Origin of the sequence: Stutzerimonas stutzeri (assembly GCF_024448935.1) — a bacterium.
Taxonomy (GTDB): Bacteria; Pseudomonadota; Gammaproteobacteria; order Pseudomonadales; family Pseudomonadaceae; genus Stutzerimonas; species Stutzerimonas stutzeri_AO.
Genome location: NZ_JAMOIE010000024.1, coordinates 14,401 through 31,978 on the forward strand (window position 1 = coordinate 14,401; position 17,578 = coordinate 31,978).

General features: G+C 59.8%; 13 protein-coding genes and 1 pseudogene. 5 read left to right on the forward strand and 9 right to left on the reverse strand.

From position 1 onward, the window contains the following. Positions 1-67: 67 nt before the first annotated feature. The 3 genes from clpX to tig form a co-directional block, all read right to left on the reverse strand. Positions 68-1,348, reverse strand: coding sequence for an ATP-dependent Clp protease ATP-binding subunit ClpX (gene clpX, locus NA637_RS09335; RefSeq protein WP_256072041.1), 1,281 nt, complete (start codon positions 1,346-1,348; stop codon positions 68-70). 117 nt (positions 1,349-1,465) lie between these two features. Then, the gene (gene clpP, locus NA637_RS09340) at positions 1,466-2,104 is read right to left on the reverse strand and encodes an ATP-dependent Clp endopeptidase proteolytic subunit ClpP (RefSeq protein ID WP_256072007.1); all 639 of its coding nucleotides are present in this window, start codon (positions 2,102-2,104) and stop codon (positions 1,466-1,468) included. 87 nt (positions 2,105-2,191) lie between these two features. After that, the gene (gene tig, locus NA637_RS09345) at positions 2,192-3,502 is read right to left on the reverse strand and encodes a trigger factor (RefSeq protein ID WP_256072008.1); all 1,311 of its coding nucleotides are present in this window, start codon (positions 3,500-3,502) and stop codon (positions 2,192-2,194) included. 390 nt (positions 3,503-3,892) lie between these two features. Here tig and NA637_RS09350 point away from each other — a divergent pair, with 390 nt between their 5' ends. From NA637_RS09350 to NA637_RS25495, 3 genes and pseudogenes are all read left to right on the forward strand, one after another. Next, positions 3,893-4,297 (forward strand): hypothetical protein, encoded by a 405-nt coding sequence (locus tag NA637_RS09350; RefSeq protein ID WP_256072010.1) that lies wholly within the window; start codon positions 3,893-3,895, stop codon positions 4,295-4,297. An 18-nt stretch (positions 4,298-4,315) separates the two neighbouring features. Further along, positions 4,316-4,549: a hypothetical protein gene (locus NA637_RS09355; protein ID WP_423836713.1), complete on the forward strand. Its 234-nt coding sequence runs from the start codon at positions 4,316-4,318 to the stop codon at positions 4,547-4,549. 86 nt (positions 4,550-4,635) lie between these two features. After that, positions 4,636-4,954, forward strand: a pseudogene (locus tag NA637_RS25495) (TRAP transporter large permease subunit); the annotation flags it as partial. Positions 4,955-5,058: 104 nt separating this feature from the next. Here NA637_RS25495 and NA637_RS09365 read toward each other — a convergent pair. The 6 genes from NA637_RS09365 to NA637_RS09390 form a co-directional block, all read right to left on the reverse strand. Then, positions 5,059-6,234 (reverse strand): NAD(P)-dependent oxidoreductase, encoded by a 1,176-nt coding sequence (locus tag NA637_RS09365; protein ID WP_256072042.1) that lies wholly within the window; start codon positions 6,232-6,234, stop codon positions 5,059-5,061. 301 nt (positions 6,235-6,535) lie between these two features. Then, positions 6,536-7,036 (reverse strand): thiol peroxidase, encoded by a 501-nt coding sequence (gene tpx, locus NA637_RS09370; RefSeq protein ID WP_256072011.1) that lies wholly within the window; start codon positions 7,034-7,036, stop codon positions 6,536-6,538. A gap of 48 nt (positions 7,037-7,084) precedes the next feature. Then, positions 7,085-8,437 carry an alanine/glycine:cation symporter family protein gene (locus tag NA637_RS09375; RefSeq protein WP_256072012.1) on the reverse strand — a complete coding sequence of 451 codons (1,353 nt, stop codon included), beginning with the start codon at positions 8,435-8,437 and terminating at the stop codon, positions 7,085-7,087. Between the two features lie 402 nt (positions 8,438-8,839). Next, on the reverse strand, positions 8,840-12,475 hold the full coding sequence (locus tag NA637_RS09380; RefSeq protein ID WP_256072043.1) for a translocation/assembly module TamB domain-containing protein: 3,636 nt from the start codon (positions 12,473-12,475) through the stop codon (positions 8,840-8,842). A gap of 53 nt (positions 12,476-12,528) precedes the next feature. After that, entirely contained in the window at positions 12,529-14,250 is a 1,722-nt protein-coding gene (locus tag NA637_RS09385; protein ID WP_423836715.1) for an autotransporter assembly complex protein TamA, read from the reverse strand. A gap of 149 nt (positions 14,251-14,399) precedes the next feature. Then, positions 14,400-15,038 carry a GNAT family N-acetyltransferase gene (locus tag NA637_RS09390; protein ID WP_256072013.1) on the reverse strand — a complete coding sequence of 213 codons (639 nt, stop codon included), beginning with the start codon at positions 15,036-15,038 and terminating at the stop codon, positions 14,400-14,402. Between the two features lie 145 nt (positions 15,039-15,183). Here NA637_RS09390 and xthA point away from each other — a divergent pair, with 145 nt between their 5' ends. Together xthA and NA637_RS09400 are read left to right on the forward strand one after the other, a co-directional pair. Then, on the forward strand, positions 15,184-15,996 hold the full coding sequence (gene xthA, locus NA637_RS09395; protein ID WP_256072014.1) for an exodeoxyribonuclease III: 813 nt from the start codon (positions 15,184-15,186) through the stop codon (positions 15,994-15,996). Between the two features lie 148 nt (positions 15,997-16,144). Then, positions 16,145-17,515: a substrate-binding domain-containing protein gene (locus NA637_RS09400; RefSeq protein WP_256072015.1), complete on the forward strand. Its 1,371-nt coding sequence runs from the start codon at positions 16,145-16,147 to the stop codon at positions 17,513-17,515. Positions 17,516-17,578: the final 63 nt, after the last annotated feature.

Below are 17,578 nucleotides of genomic sequence, written 5' to 3' on the forward strand. Positions count from 1 at the left end.
GGCGCGCAACGCAAAAAACAAGGAGACTGAAGAAGAGCAAAGGGGGCCCGGAGGCCCCCTTGTTCTGTCACGCGTCCGGCGCGGCCTTGGCGGGCGGCTCGCTGTTCTCGTAAATGAGCAGCGGCTTAGAAGTCCCTTCAATGACGCTCTCGTCGATGACTACCTTGCTGACATCCTTCTGAGAAGGAATCTCATACATGGTATCCAGCAATACGCCTTCGAGGATTGAACGCAGCCCTCGAGCACCTGTTTTACGCTCCAGCGCACGAGCCGCAACTGCTTTCAGTGCGTCGGCACGGAACTCCAGATCGACACCTTCAAGCTCGAAAAGCTTGCCGTACTGCTTGGTCAGCGCGTTCTTCGGCTCGGTGAGGATCTGAATCAGCGCCGCCTCGTCGAGTTCGTCGAGCGTAGCGATTACCGGCAGGCGACCGACGAACTCGGGGATCAAACCAAACTTCACCAGATCGTCCGGCTCAACCGAACGCAGCGACTCGCCAATTTTTTTGCCCGGCTCCGTACTGCGAACCTCTGCATTGAAGCCGATCCCGCCTTTGGTCGCTCGACCCTGAATAACCTTCTCGAGTCCGGCAAACGCACCGCCGCAAATAAACAGAATGTTTCGCGTGTCCACCTGCAGGAATTCCTGCTGCGGATGCTTACGTCCACCTTGCGGTGGTACGGAGGCAACCGTGCCTTCGATCAGCTTCAGCAACGCCTGCTGTACACCTTCGCCAGAGACGTCACGGGTGATCGAGGGATTGTCGGACTTGCGCGAGATCTTGTCGATCTCGTCGATATAGACGATGCCCATCTGGGCCTTCTCTACATCGTAATCACACTTTTGCAGCAGCTTCTGGATGATATTCTCAACGTCTTCGCCCACGTAGCCGGCTTCGGTCAGCGTAGTAGCGTCGGCGATAGTAAAGGGAACATTCAACAAACGGGCCAGTGTTTCCGCAAGCAACGTCTTACCAGAACCGGTCGGTCCGATGAGCAGTATGTTGCTCTTGCCCAGCTCGACTTCTTCCTTCTTGTCGCGCTGGTTGAGTCGCTTGTAATGGTTATACACAGCCACAGCCAGGATCTTCTTGGCTCGCTCCTGACCAATCACGTACTGGTCGAGGATGCCGCTGATCTCTTTGGGTGCAGGCAGCTTTTGCGATGTGCTCTCAGCCTGTGCCTCTTGCACCTCCTCACGGATGATGTCATTGCACAGGTCGACGCACTCGTCGCAGATAAAAACCGAGGGCCCAGCAATCAATTTGCGTACTTCATGCTGGCTTTTGCCGCAGAAAGAGCAATAGAGCAGCTTGCCGGAATCCTCGCCGTTGCGGGTGTCAGTCATTCGATCGATCCAATCGGGGAAGGCTTGTAATACAAGATAAAGGCAAATGCAGGCATTTTCAAGGGCGCGCAAAGCGCACATGACGGATGCCCGCTACTACGCCCTCCTAGACCAGCGTTAGACCGGCAACTGCCGCTTCTCATGAACTGCATCGACAACGCCATATTCCAGCGCTCGTGTAGCACTCATGAAGTAGTCACGATTGGTGTCGCGCTCGATCGTTTCCAAATCCTGGCCGGTATGGTGGGCCAGCAACTGGTTCAGCCTCTCGCGAATGTAAAGAATTTCGCGGGCATGAATATCGATATCCGACGCCTGACCCTGAAAACCACCCAATGGCTGGTGAATCATCACTCGGGCGTTTGGCAGGCAGAAACGCTTGCCTTTGGCCCCGCCAGCGAGAAGGAACGCACCCATGCTGCATGCTTGACCGATACAGGTAGTAGCGACATCAGCCTTGACAAACTGCATGGTGTCGTAGATAGCCATACCAGCAGTCACCGACCCACCAGGGGAGTTGATGTACAGGTGAATGTCCTTCTCAGGGTTTTCTGCCTCAAGGAAAAGCATCTGCGCGACAATCAGGTTGGCCATATAGTCTTCAACCTGGCCAACCATGAAAATCACCCGCTCCTTAAGGAGACGGGAATAGATGTCGTACGCCCGCTCGCCACGAGCGGACTGCTCGATGACCATCGGCACGAGGCCGCCTGCGGCCTGAATGTCTGGTGCTTGCATAAACGGATTGCCGGACATGTCCAACGATACTCCCTATGTTACGCCGCAAAGACATAAGCCAGCTCGAGGCTGGCTTATGAATGTGCATTAAACGATTGAAGGAAATCAGGCAGCTTGCGGGGCTTCCGCAGGCTTCACTGCTTCTTCGTAGGAGACCGATTTGTCGGTCACTTTAGCCTGCTGCAGGACAGTATCTACAACTTGCTCTTCGAGCACAACAGACCGGACTTCGTTCAACTGCTCGTCGTTCTTGTAGTACCAGGACACGACCTGTACCGGCTCCTGATAGGCGGAGGCCATTTCCTCGATCAGCTCGCGAACGCGCGCATCATTAGGCTTGAGCTCGTACTGCTTGACCACTTCGGCAACGATCAGACCCAGCACAACACGACGCTTGGCCTGTTCCTCGAACAACTCAGCAGGCAGCTGATCAGGCTTGACATTACCGCCGAACTGTTGAACAGCCTGAACGCGCAGACGGTTCACTTCGTTATCGATCAGGGCCTTTGGCACTTCGATCGGGTTGGCGCTAACCAGACCGTCCATAACCTGGTTCTTGACTTTGGTCTTGATGGCCTGGCGCAGCTCGCGCTCCATGTTCTTCTTAACTTCGGCACGGAAGCCTTCAAGACCACCGTCCTGCACGCCGAACTGGGCGAAGAACTCATCATTCAGCTCCGGCAGTTGCGGCGCTTCTACGCTGTTCACGGCAACAGTGAACTCAGCCGTTTTGCCTGCCAGGTCGAGGTCCTGATAGTCCTCAGGAAATGTCGGGTTGATTACCCGCTCTTCACCGGCCTTGGCGCCAACGAGTGCGGATTCGAAGCCGGGAATCATGCGTCCGGAACCCAAGACCAGCTGCGTACCCTGAGCGGACCCGCCAGCGAAGGCCTGGCCTTCGATTTTGCCAACAAAATCGATGTTCAGCTGATCGCCGTCTTCGGCAGCACGGTCAACCTTTTCGAAACGTGTATTCTGCTTGCGCAGGATCTCAAGCATGTTGTCGACATCGGAATCCGCCACTTCGGCCTGCAGGCGCTCGACTTCGATGGTATCCAGACCAGCCACCTTGAACTCTGGGAACACTTCGAATGTGGCTACGTACTCGAGATCCTTACCCTTTTCGAACACCTTGGGCTCGACCGCTGGCGCGCCGGCGGGGTTCAGCTTTTCGGCAACGACAGCTTCATAGAAGGTCGCTTGAATCAGGTCGCCTAATGCTTCCTGGCGGGCAGCCGCTTCGTAACGCTGGCGAATGACGCTCATCGGCACCTTGCCGGGACGGAAGCCTGGAATCTTTGCACGACTGGCGGTCTGTTGCAGACGCTTGTTGACTTCGGTCTCGATGCGCTCGACCGGCACGCCAATGGTCATGCGGCGCTCAAGAGCGGAGGTGCTTTCAACAGAAACTTGCATGGATTTTCCTCGTTGCACAGACATAAGCCGGCGTTCCGGCCCCGGAATGGGCAAGCATTCTAGTGGCTCGTACCAGAGAAGTCACCCTGCCTATCAGGCCGCAACCAAACACGGTCGCGAGTGGCTCAGTTGCCAAGGCATGTTTTTATTTGGCGCGTTCGCGATAGCTCTGCTTGGCGCTGGCAGATTCAGCGTTGAGAGGATTGCGGGGCGCTACAATCAATGCGCGTGTATCGATAGACGGCCTTTCCGCGGCAAGCATTGGACATTTATCGCCGAGAAGCATAACCCCCTGCAAACATTGATGCGCTTCGCTCTTATCAAAACTCACATGGTCCCCGATCGCTTCGTCGGCGCAGCTAAACATATGATCGCAGCTATTATCAGCCCATGACTGGTTCCGTGCCGATCCGTCAACCCTGCCCGCCTGCCGCCTGCACCTGCGGGCGCGAGCAGTTGCTGGAAGACCCAAGCAACGCCGACCTGCGCGTCCTGCGGCTGACCCGCCAGGAGGAGAATCGCCTGCTGGCGCGCCTGGAGAACATCGAAAACCTGGCTGACCTTGAGCACATGCAGCAACGAATCTACGAACAACTGGGGATTCGCCTGCATATCGCGCCGGGTATCAACGAAGTGCGCAGCATGCGCGGCATTCGCATCGATATGACCGAGCTGCCCGGCCTGTGTCGCAAGACCCGGCAATCTATTCCGGCTGCGATCCGTCGCGGCTTGAAAAAGCGCCCGGAAATCGCCTTCAGCCTGCTCAATGCCCACGACCTTCTGCGCGATGCCTGACCAGCGATCGCAACTCTGATGAAAGACGAGCTATCTGCAATGGCACTCGCCGGCAAGTGGGAAATCGAGCTGTCGCGCAACGCCGAAGCCAAGCGCCTGGAAAACATCCACGCTCGAGGCGTAGAAGTCACCGAACTGAGCGAGGCCGAGCAGCAAGCGTTCGTCGATGCGACTCGCAGTGTGCAAGAGAAGTGGACAGCTAAAATCGGCGCCGATCTTGTCGAAGCAGCCCGCACGGCCGTAGCAAAGTAGAAACCGTTCTACCCGGCGGCGCGATGCCGTCGGGGTTCGAGGAAACCCATGAACAATCGACAGGACGCGCGCCTTGAGCGCACACCGGCTACCCCAAGCCATTCTCAGCCACGCTGGTAGCCGCATCCGCCTCGACAGCGATACTGATCCCGCCTTCCATTGCGCTGATCCTGTATTCCATCGTGGTTCCCGGCGTCGACCTGAGGGCCTTGTTTGCAGCCGGACTTTTCCCGGGAATACTTGCAGGCCTTGTGTTGCTGCTGCCGGCCTGGCTGTTGGCGCGCCGCTACGGTTGGGAGAATCCAGAAGGTGCTGAACGTCCACCGCTGGGTGACAGTTTCCGCCAGGCATTGCCAGCGCTCTTTGCCCCCCGTACTGATTCTGGGCGGCCTTCGCAGCGGCCTGTTACCGAGATCGGCCGTTCTCAACGCTTGGAACAGGTGCTGCTCCGAAAGCTTGAACTAACAGGAAAAAGAGCCGACTGGCTTTCGCTCAGTACGAGTCAGCTGTCAGTTGCCCATCACCGCCAAAGCGGCGCGCCCATGGTCCACCGGCGGTTTTTGCGGAACGCGTGCCGCAGATGCGGCGCGCTGCTGCATGACGATGTCCAGAGCACGGCTGGGCAGGATGTCGATGTCATCGAAGGTGATGAGCTGACCCGGCTCGACCGCCCTCCTCAATGCAGTCTTGCGCAACAGGCCGATCGGAACATGATCCGGATGCTGATCGAGTTTCAGAGCCTCGCCGCGAAACTGGAATCCGCCGATGCCTCGCTCGATCAGCTCACCCGGGCGCATGGCTCGCTTGGCAATTGCGCCCACACCCAGCGTCGGTGTGATGGAGTTGTTCAGCAGCACATCACCACCACCGAGCACTCGGCGCACGGTTTTCCCGACTTCCAGCGAACAGAGATGGAACGGGCGCACCAGCGTGTAATAAGGCCCGGGGCCGAGCTTGAAATATTCGATGGCAGCGCGCTGGTCGTCATCATGGCGACAGACCAGGAAAACACCGCCCGCCGGATAGCCGGAAGGAATCAGGTAATCCACAAAGGGTTGCCCCAGCCGCTCGGCCATCATGCCTAGCAGGTTGCCCGACTCCGTCAGACTGGTCGAAGCCAGGCCTTCAAGCCCCTGCTTGGTGATCGTTGCGCCCAGGCCGTTGCCGACAATCGCCTGTTCGATCTGCACTTTGGTGCCGTCGGTGAACGAGGTGGTCTGGTCTACGCTTATGCCTTGGCGCTTTGCCCAGTACCGCATGTCTTCAACCGAGGGGTCGTGGTTCAGGTAGCCTTTCATGTTGCCGTAGACCAACGGTTTGAAGCCCATCATCAAGGCTTCTTCATGAAGTGCCGCCAATGACCCCGGCTGGTCGCCCTCGGCTTCGGTAATGAAGCCCTTGCCAGCCAAGTACGAACCCGTGGTGACCTGAAGCTCAGCGTTGATTGTCACAACCGGCAAGCCAGCCTCGAACGCGCGCTCGATGACCTCGGTGCCATGAAAGACATCACCGCTGCACTCGACGATCAGGTCAGCATCAGCGATCAGATGGTCGATCGAATTTGTCAGGCGTTCAGACAGCGGAAAATCAGTGAAGGAATTCAGTGGACGGCGAGTCAGAACTCGCGAGATTTCCAGATCACGATAGTGCTGCTTGATCAGCCGGATGAAGCAGTGCGCGATCATCCCTGTGCCGGATACACCGATCTTCTTCTTGATGTGCGAGCTAGGCATAAGCGAATCCATTCAATGGGCAACGAATGCTCTGACCGCAGCGACAGAAAAAGATTTTACGATGCAGCAAATCAGCCCCTGTCGCCGTTGCCTGGCACGGCTGCGTTTGGAAAACCACGTACTGAAGCTAAGCGTCAGCAGGCTATTCAGCCAATTGATTAATGGCAGAGAAGAGGCACGGCTCGGGGGTATTTTTGTCGTCAGATTTCAGAAGCAAAGGAAGCGGCGTTGCACCGCTTCCTATTGGCAGCGTTTATTTAAGCGCCGCAATCGCAGCGTCGTAGTCCGGCTCCGAACCGATCTCGGCAACCAGCTCGCTATGAAGTACCTGGTCCTGTTCATCCAGCACGACGACAGCGCGAGCCGACACACCGGCAAGCGGGCCGCTCGCGATCAGTACGCCGTAGTTCTCCAGGAACTCGCGCCCACGCATGGCGGATAGGTTGATGACATTATCCAGGCCTTCAGCGCCGCAGAAGCGCTTCTGCGCGAAGGGCAAATCGGCAGAGATACACAGCACCACTGTATTGGCCAGTTCGTTGGCCTGGGCATTGAACTTGCGCACCGAGGTGGCACAGGCCGGCGTATCGATGCTTGGGAAGATGTTCAAGACCTTTCGCTTACCCGCGAAGCTGGCAAGCGTCACGTCGGACAGATCTGCGCCTACCAGGCTGAACGGCGCAGCCTTCTGGCCCGCCTGCGGAAAGTTGCCGGCAACCTGGATCGGATTGCCTTTCAGGGTTACTGCAGTCATGCGAATTCCTCTCGGTCATGGGCCGCGGGCGTACCCACGGCCGGGGTTTTAGGCGGCGTGTGTGCGGGCAAAGTATTCCTTGGTCAGCTTGACCACCACCGGGCTCAGCAGCAGCAGCGCGACGAGATTAGGAATTGCCATCAGGCCATTCAGGGTGTCCGCCAACAGCCAGGCGAAATCGAGCTGAGCGATCGCACCGAACGGAACAGCCAGGACCCAGATGACCCGGAACGGCCAGATCGCCTTGGTACCGACCAGGAACTCCCAGCATTTCTCGCCGTAATAGCTCCAGCCCAGGATCGTGGTGAACGCGAACACCACCAATGCAATGGTTAACAGCGCCGCACCAACACCGGGCATTGCCGATTCGAAGGCTGCTGCAGACAGCGCCGCACCGCTTTCGCCGCCGGTCCAGACACCGGAGCAGATGATCGCCAGGCCGGTGATCGAGCAGATGATGATGGTGTCGATGAAGGTACCCATCATGCCGATCAGGCCCGAGCGTACCGAGCTTTTAGTGGTGCCGGCGGCCTGCGCGATACCGGCGGTGCCCAGCCCCGCTTCGTTGGAGAAGATGCCCCGCGCCACGCCGAAGCGAATCGCAGCCATCACAGCCGCACCGGCAAAGCCGCCGGTCGCAGCGATCGGCGAGAAGGCGTGCATGAAGATCAAGTCGAACGCAGCCGGCAGCTCAGCAGCATGCACCACCAGCACCACGATGCCGGCGATGACATAGGCCACGCACATGAACGGCACCAACGCGGCGGCTACCGCACCGATGCGCCTGATGCCGCCAAGAATGACCAGCCCAACGAACAGCATGGTGACCAGACCGGTGACCCACAGCGGCACCGAGAATGTGGCTTCCAGCGCCAGCGCCATGCTGTTGACCTGCACCATGTTGCCGATACCGAACCCAGCCAAGCCGCCAAAAATGGCAAAGGCGCCGCCCAGCCATAACCAGCGCTTGTGCAAGCCGTTCTTGATGGCGTACATCGGTCCGCCGACATGCTCGCCGCGGTCATCCTTTTCCCGGTAATGCACCGCCAGCACGACTTCGCAGTACTTGGTCGCCATCCCCACCAGCGCCGTGCACCACATCCAGAACAGCGCGCCAGGCCCGCCGAGAAAAATCGCCGTGGCGACACCGGCAATGTTGCCGGTGCCCACGGTTGCGGCCAGACACGTCATCAGTGCTTGAAACGGGCTGATTTCCCCTGTGTCGTCGTCACCTTTTGTACGTCCGCGCCAGATCAGTGCGAAACCAGTGCCTATACGCACCAGCGGCATGAACTTGAGCATGACCATAAGGAAAAGACCGGTACCGAGAATCAGCACCAGCATGGGCGGTCCCCAGACGAGACCGTTGACGCTATTGACCAGGTTTTGCAGGAATTCCATTCAAGGCACCCTTATTGATTATGTTAGACATCCTTGCCCGCGCGGGCCGAGTCGGGACGAACACTGAACGGCGCTTGGAGCACGCGGGTTCAACTGCTGCCCGAACGAGCCGGTAATACTCCGACTTCAATGTCCGGAGCGTTACCGACACCTTGCAAGACTCATGCTAGAGCCTCGCGTCAGCCGCCATGCAAGGAGCGACCGAGCGATCCTACCACCACACCTTCAGCCCTTGGCGCCACACCCTTTGTGTGGGATCTGCAGCGTATGCGGGACGAGTGAGCGACCGGTTAGTCAGCCTGTGAATCCATCCGCCCCAGCTTGCCGCATACGGAAGCCTGTGAGCGTAGCCTAGCGCGGCACCAATGCCAGCTGATCCGCGGCATTTTTTGGCGGTAATGCTCAGAAATCGCGCCTGTAAAAGACATCCAATGAACTGGCGAACCCGCTGGCCGCTTCGAGGAAAATCCGCTTGGTCAGCTGATAGCGCAACGCAACCGTATTGGCAGGCTCGAATACCCCAACGCCATAACGCAAGGTCAGCCGATCCGTTAGCTTGCCGCTCGCGACTACGCTGGTGTCTGCGCCGCTACCTTCGGTGTCCAGCTGAAAATCCTCGACACCCAGGCGTTGCGCGACGTTGCCGGTGATCGACGCGCTGCCGGCCAAGCCAAGTCCAAGGGCCGCTTGGGCCAGCAGGTTGCTGTCACCCGTCTCGGCGCCCAGGGGCCGGCCAAGTACCAGGTAGGACAATGCCTGCTCCTGACTCATGGCGGGTTCGGCAAATACATCGACGCGTGGCTGCTCTGCACTGCCGGTAATACGCAGGCCAGCAACGACATTCTCGTCCTCGATACGCCGAATGGCTTCGATATCCAGGTAGGGTTGCGACAGCACACCGGTGAACAACAACCGCGCGCGACGGATCGTCAGGCGCTGGCCGTAAGCGCGGTAACGGCCCTTGTTGAGGCTGAGCTCACCACGCGCATCGAAGTCGTCGCCTATGTGCAGGTAGCCGGCAAGATCCGCCGTGAGACCGAAGCCGGAAAAGCGCAGCCTGTCCTGCCCGACGTCAACGTCGACATCCATGCGGATGGCCAAGGGTGGCTTGCTCTCTTCCGTTTCGGCGCCGACGATGACCGCATCCTCAGACACCTTCACTGTCGAGGGCGGCAGCGCGCGAACGGTAATTTCGCCGCGTGGCACACGAAGCTTCCCGCTTAACGCCAACTGCTCATCAGCCAACTGAATGCGTAGATCGGGCGCGATTTCGAGCTCAGCATAGGGCTCGACGATCACAGGCAACTGACTGCCGCTGATTCGCAGATCGAGGTCCAGCGCCTGCGCCCAATCGATCGTTCCCGCAATCTGCCCCTGGCCCTGCTCGCCGCTGCGCCAGTCTCCGTCGACACGAACCCGCTCGCCGTCGATGATGGCCGTGACCTGCAGCTGCTCGAAGCTGACCGGCAGCTCGGCGCCCGCAATCTCGCCTTCCGTAAGCCTCAGCGCTCCGTTGATCTGCGGCTGTTGCAGCGTGCCCGAGATCTGGCCATTGCCGTTCAGTTGTCCGTCGAGTCGCTCGACCTGCGCAACAAAAGGCTTGATAACAGACAGATCGAAGTTGCTTAGCTGGAAATTGCCAGTGATCGGCTTGACCTCACCACTGGGGTCTACCTGCAGTCGGACATCCAGATTGCCAAGATCGCCTCCCTCGAATCGCAGCCTGCTATCCACCTGTTTCGGGGCTAGCTGGCTAGTCAACGACAGGGTCTGGTACGGGAAATCGAGCCACTGCTCACCATCGCGCATGCGCAACATGCCAGGGCCGGCGTCGACACGGATAGACCCGCTTGGACCCGCGCTCGGCAGATCCAGCGCTAGATCAGCATTGACTTCGCCCTGCCAGATCAGATTGTCCGGCAGGTATTCGGCAAGCGACTCGAGCGGAAAGTCGCGCAGGCGGTAGCGCAACTGTGGGTCAGGTTGCAGCCGCTGATCGTCGGCACACAGCGTGGCTTGCCCTGAGAGCCAGCAGTGCGCGCCGAACGTAATCCGGCCGTTCGCCAGGCGCTGCAGGGTCGCTGGGTCGCGCAATGCCCAGTGTTGCTCCTGAGCGTCCAGTTCGGCTTCCACCAACCGGCCCCGCCAATCGCCACCTTTGAGCCCACCGGTCAACGCCAACGACAATTCGAGCAATGGTCCTTGCAGCAGCAGGCTCGCCTGGTGGTCGGTTTGCGTGCCTTCGGCGCTCAGTTGCAACTGACCCACTTCGGTCGCTCCGGCCTGTAAGCCTGTTGCGTCCAGGCTGAGCTGGCCGCGCTCGCCCTCCGACAGACTGGCGGCAAGTTGCAAGCGCTGGATTCGATTGTCCTGGAACGCAACATCAGCGCCGCTCAGCGCCAGCTTTCCCTGAGGTGCGTCTGGGGTGCCCGCCAGGTCGAGGTTACCCGTCAGTCTGCCGCCCAGGTCAGGCCAAAGCTGGCCCAGACGCGAGAGATCGAGCGCCAGGTTCGCCTGGAGCGTGTCAGCCCAGCGGCCACTGCCCTGGATGCGGTTGTCGCCGAGACGCAAATCGACCGTCGGCAGGTTCCAGGCGGCGTTTTCGCCGCTCGCCTGCAGCTGAAGCCTGAGCGGCTGTTTGCGCAACGTGCCATTCAAGTCGAGAGCGGCCTCAGCCTGCAGATTTTGGTTTCGCAAGGCTCCGCTACTGCTCAACGTGCCGCCGACCTGCCCTGGCAGCTCCGCGACCCAATAAGACGGATCGAATTCGCTCAGCTTAAGCCGAGTCGTCCAATCGAGGCCGTCCGCGAACCCGACGCTGAGATTACCTTCGGCCCTGCCCTGTCCAGCCCGCAGTTCCAGCTGCGGCAGGTGCACCGCTTCGAGGTTGCCGCTGACAGGGCTCTGCAGCGTGAAATCACCGGCAGGGCCTGTCAGCGCTGCATTGAAATTCCCGAGGTAGTTACCGTCGTCATACTGGATCTGCGCATCGAGGGTTCGCAGCGCAACAGGCGGTTCCTCGATATCGGGATAGAGGCGGCGCCATGGGAAATTGCGCCAGGCCAACTGGGCTTCTGCATCCAGACCGTTCTGCCAGCTGACGGCACCGCTCAAGTCGACGCGCTCCTGCTCACCTGCATCCAGGCTAAAGGCTTCGACCTCTGCGTGCGCCTTGTCCACCAGGCCGCTCAGCGCAACCGCTACCACACCGCCCTCGCCTTGCAGGCTCCCGTTACCCTCCAGGCGATAGCCCCGTTCCATATTGCCTTTGACGGTCAGCGCCAGCGCCTCCAGACGCAAGGCATCTGGCAGCCCCGGTGCGGCCTTGAAATCCTCCAACGCCAACAGCAGATTTGCCGGCACGTCCGCTTCAAGCAGGCGCACCCAGCCGCTGAGTTTGGCGTCCAGGTAGCCCTGGCTTTGCACGTCGACCATCAGATGTTCGCGCAGCTCGCCATCAACCTCAAACCTCAAGGCCCAGGGCTGCGCGTTTGGCGAGCGGATCGCCGCGGTCCCCCCCAGAGCCAGCGGCCAGTCGGCTCTGGTCTGCAAGCGGCCCGCAAGTTCGAGCACAACGTCATCACGGCGAAGCTTCAAAGACCTGATGGCGAGCCCCTGCTTGTCCCAGTCTGCCCGCAGTTCGGCCCCCTGCAATTGTTGAACGCCGTTGAGATTGACCGCACCGATGTCGACGCGCTCGATGCGCAGCTCGAGCGGAAGATCAAGCTCAGGCAGTTTGAAGGGCTCGCTTGCTGTTTCTGCTTCGTCAGCAGGAGGAAACTGCAGATCGATATCGCCAGTGACCAGCTCTTCAATGCAAAGGGTCTTACGCAGCAAGCAACTGGGCGACCAGCTCATCTGCGGCGACGCCACTTCGACCCGGCGACCCTCTTGTTGCCAAACCAGACCGTCCGCCTGCCACCGGCTGCCTAGACGCCCGCTGAATGCTTCGACCTGCAGCCCAGGGACTTTGCCGAACACCCAACGGCTACCGGCTTCGGTACCGAGCAGCAGGCCAACCGCCAGCACGATGGCCATGAGCAGGGCCAACGGAAACAGCAGTACCCAGCTGACTATCTTCGCACTACGCCTCACAGCTCCGGCCCCATGGAAAAATGCAACCGAACACCACCTTCCCCATCCAGCGGATGAGCCAGATCCACGCGAATCGGCCCAACCGGCGAGACCCAGCGCACGCCGACACCGAGGCTGCTTTCGAGGCTCGGCAACTCTAACGAGTTGAACGAATTACCCTGGTCGGCAAAGGTCGCCAGGCGCCATTTATCGGTCAGTGAATACTGGTACTCGGCGCTGACCGCGAGTTGGTAACGCCCGCCGATTCGGTCGCCATCGGAGTTGGTCGGTGACAGGCTCTGGTAATCGTAACCCCGCACGCTTTGATCACCACCGGCGAAATAGCGCAGTGATGGCGGCACGCTGGTGTATTCGTCTGTCCAGTTGCCGCCCACTTCCACCCGCCCGAGAAAGCGATGCCGAACGCCCAGCGTGGTCAGGCCCTTGACCGTCGCGTTGGCATGGATCAGACCAGTGTCCGAGAACACGCCTTCTTTCGCCGCGCCCAGTTCGAACCTCAAGCGATAGCCATGACTGGGATCGAGGCGGTTGTCGCTGCGCAGAAAGCTGTAGGCCACACCAGGCATCAGCAAGGTGCTGAGCCCCGAATCATCGCCCAACTCGTACTGCTCATGGCGCCACTTCAACGCCCAAACGCGCCGCCAGCCGCTGGGCAGCCTGCGGTGCCACTCGGGGCCAACCGTCAGCAGTCGACTCAGGCTGTCTTTGTCACTCAGCTCTTCGTACTGATAGCCAGCCGCATAGCGCAGTTTGTCGGTCAAAGGTGGGTCCAGCGGCACGTCATAGAAGAAGCCGACGTTCTGCCGCGGCGCGGACAGTTCGGACTCGATGCCGTAGCTGTGGCCCTGCGGGTTGACCCAATGACGAGTGAAATCGAAGCGTATACGTGGCCCGACGTCGGTCGAGTAGCCCAAGCCGAGTCCGAGCGTGCGCGGCTCTCGCGTTGTCAACTGCACCGCGACGGGAATGCGCTGTTGATCGGCGCTGGCCGGATTGGCATCGACCCGCACACCTTCAAAATAACCGCTGGACTGCATCGCCTGGTTGAGCTCGGCAATCAGCTCCGAGTCATACGGCGTGCCCGGTTCGAACGGCACCATGCGCGCCAGCAGATCCGGGTCAAACGGCGAGTCACCTTCGAAACCAACGTCGCCAAGCAGATAGCGCGGCCCGCTGTTGAAGACCAACTCTACGTCGGCGGCATTCATCTCGGGGTTGATCGCCAGACGTTGGCGCTCGAAGCGTCCGTCGAAAAACCCATAACGCGAGGCCTGGTTGAGAATCCGTTGTTTGACCGCTTCGTACTGCCCGTGATTGAGCACAGCGCCTGGTTTCAAGGTGTTGCCCGGCAGCCGAAACGCCTGCAGTTCGGCGGCCGGTCCGTTGACCTGCACCTTGATATCTCGCAGACGAACCGGCTCGCCGGGCTTGATTCGCAGCGCCAACCGCGGATTTTCCCCATCGGTGACCCTGGTTTCGATTTCAGCGTGGTAATAGCCCAACGCCTGCAGGGCTTTATTCGCCTGCTCCTGGGCGATACGGCTGTAGCGCAGCAGTTCTTCTTCGTCGCGGTCACCAAGCGCGCCGATGTAGTTCTCGACGTTTTCCCGCAGCGCAGCGTTTGATGGTGTGAGCTTGACGTCGAGTTCAGCGGCGTACGCCGCTGATGCACAGCACAACATGAGGCCTGTCGGAACGACACGGCGAAGGAGACGGATAGGCATGGCCAAGGATGCCAGCACGCTGCACACCGGGCTTCGGCGAAGTGTCGATGCGTCTAGAACGGCATGTACAGCGTCAGGCAGGAGCATGGGAACACTTCTTTGGACAACATCAGTAGGACTGTCGCCCCTGCTCAAAATTCGCTCTATGCAGTAGATGATTCGACCTGTCGCGGCGCCGGATGGAAGAACACATGCTCAACGACCGGGCCGATCGCCACCTGGCCGATGTCTTCGTAACCCTGGCGTTCATAAAAATGAAGGTAACGTGGGTTGCCAGTGTCGATCACCAGGCCCTCCGATGTCGAGTCCGCAGCACACCAGTTATGCAGCGCTTCAAGCAGCTGTTCGCCATAGTGCTGCCCCTGGCACTTGGGATGGACCGCCATCAACGGCAATACATGGAAGGAGCCCGGCGGCAGACAACCCAGCACCGCGGCGTGGTAATCAAGGTAACGCCGCGTGCAGCGGAAGCCCGCTGTGAGCAGCATGCGCATTCGCCAGGCCCAGCTTTCGGTAATGTCCAGCCGGCGCTGCGGCGGCGCAATCAGCGCGGCAGCGATCAGCCGATCGTCGAGCAACAGCCCCAGCGCCGGTTGATCCTGCAGCAGGTGCTGATTGACCAGCTCCCGAACGGTTGCGCGGACACGCTGCTCGTAGCCGGGGCGATCAGCTTCGAACAGATAGGCGAAGGTCGGTTCGTGCCGGTAGGCGTTGTACAGAAGTGAGCGTATTTCCCTGGCGTACCCACTGTCGAGCATTCGTACTTCAGCAGTCATCGGCATGGCGGTTCTCTTGTTATGGCCTCGGTGCTTGTTTCACGTTAGCAGCCGTATCGAAGTCCTGCCGGCCGAGAACCGCATTGATGATTGCGACTCGTCGTAGCGCCGCCATACCGGTAGAATCGCGGTTTTGCTGGAGCCGCTACCGATGAAGCTTGTTTCTTTCAATATCAATGGATTAAGAGCCAGACCTCACCAGCTTTCTGCCATTATTGAGCAGCATCAGCCCGACGTGATCGGCCTGCAGGAAACCAAAGTGGCTGACGAGCAGTTTCCTCGAGCCGAAATCGAAGCCCTCGGTTATCACGTTCATTTTCATGGCCAAAAAGGGCACTACGGTGTCGCCCTGTTATCACGACAGGCTCCACTTGAGATCCACAAAGGCTTTCCCGGCGACGGCGAAGAATCGCAGAAACGTTTCATCTGGGGTCGCTTTGCCGATGCCAACGGCGAGCCGGTTACCGTCATGAACGGTTATTTCCCCCAAGGCGAAAGCCGCATTCATCCCACCAAGTTTCCCGCCAAGACCAAGTTCTACGCAGATCTTCAGGCGCTGCTCGAAGAACGCTTTACCCCCGAGCAATCCGTAGCCGTGATGGGCGACTTCAACATCTCGCCCGAAGACAGTGACGTCGGCATTGGAGAGCTGAACGCCAAACGCTGGCTACGCACCGGCAAATGCAGCTTTCTGCCGGAAGAGCGCGAATGGTTGGCTCGCCTGACCAACTGGGGATTGCAAGACAGCTTCCGTACGCTCAACCCCGAAGTCGTCGATCGCTTCAGCTGGTTCGATTACCGCAGCCGCGGATTCGAAGACGACCCACGCCGAGGGCTGCGCATCGACCTGATCCTGACCACTGCAGGCTTGCATGAGCGCGTCATGGATTGCGGTGTCGACTACGACATCCGCAGCATGGAAAAACCCTCGGACCATTGCCCGGTGTGGATTGCGCTGCGCTGATCATCATGTTGTCGATGCCGCAGGTCGGTCGAGCCCACACACCGTTTTGCGATCTGATCGACAACTTCGACCCGCCGCGGCCGACTGTCACATAATGGTAAGCAAAGCGTCTTAATCTCCCCGCTTCTTTGAAAGGGAGAGTCATCGCATGACAGGTCCAGCGTCCGTAAGCGGCAGGAGAAAACGGGCGCTGCGCCTGTGGGTCTTCGGACTACTTTGCGCCAGCCCGCTCGCGCTAGGCGAGCCACTGGCTGCCTCCGTCGCCAACAGTCCGGTACTGCATATTCAGGGGTCAAACACGGTCGGTGCGAAGCTCGCACCGATGCTGCTGGCCGGCCTCTTCGAGGCGCAGGGCCTGAGTTCGGTACGAATCAGCCCGACCGGCAAGGAGAACGAACAGCGCATCAGTGCCATCGACAGCTCCGGCCGAGCGGTTCATGCCCTTGTTGCAGCACACGGCACCGGCACCGGTTTCGCCGGGCTTAAAGACGGCTCCTCCGATCTCGCGGCTGCTTCGCGCCCCATCAAGGACAGCGAGTATGCCAGTCTCGCCGCCCTCGGCGACCTGCGCAGCGCAGCAGCCGAGCAGGTGATCGCGATCGACGGACTGGCTGTCATCGTCAACCCCGACAACCCGGTCTCCTCCCTCAGCGTTGAGCAGGTCGCCAACCTGTTTGCCGGTGAAATCCGCAACTGGAAAGCGCTCGGTGGCAAAGACATACCCGTGGAACTGCATGCGCGGGATGACCGGTCCGGCACCTTCGACACCTTCAAGGAGCTGGTGCTCGGCGCGCAGGGGAAAACATTGGCTGCCGATGCCGCCCGCTATGAATCCAATGACCAACTCTCACAGATCGTCAGTGGTCGCCCCGGCGCGATCGGTTTCGTCGGCCTAGCATCGGTGGGTAAAGCCCGCGCACTGGCAATAGCAGACGGCGATTCACAGCCCATGCTACCCAGCACAGCGCTGGTGGCGACCGAGGACTATCCATTGTCGCGGCGGTTGTTTTTCTATGCGAACCCGGCTCAGCAGTCAGAGTGGACCCGAACCTTTCTAGGCTTCGTGCACAGTGCTGCTGGCCAGGCCATCGTCGCCAAGTCGGGCTACATCGGGCAAGCCATCAACGCGATTACCCTCTCCCCATCGCCTGGCATGCCGCAGCCGTACCAGAACCTCGCCAGCCAGGCGCAGCGTCTGACGGTTAACTTCCGCTTCGATGAAGGCAGCGCGCGCTTGGACAACAAGGCGCAACGTGACGTCGAGCGGGTGATCAAGTACCTGCAGAGCACCAACAAAACGATGAGCATGGCGGTCCTGGTTGGCTTCGGGGACGCTCGGGGCGACCCGACGCGTATCGCTTTGCTCTCCAAACTTCGCGCCATGGCGGTACGCAGAGAACTCGCCAGGGGCGGGATACTCGTCAAAGAGATCAATGGCTTAGGCGACAAATTTCCAGTGGCCTCGAATACGCCTAGCGGGCGCATAAAGAACCGCCGTGTCGAGGTATGGGTGTACTGAGCGATGCCGTCGGCTCTGTTCACCGGCATGTGCCGAGACCCGCAGCTCCATACGTTCGTCTGC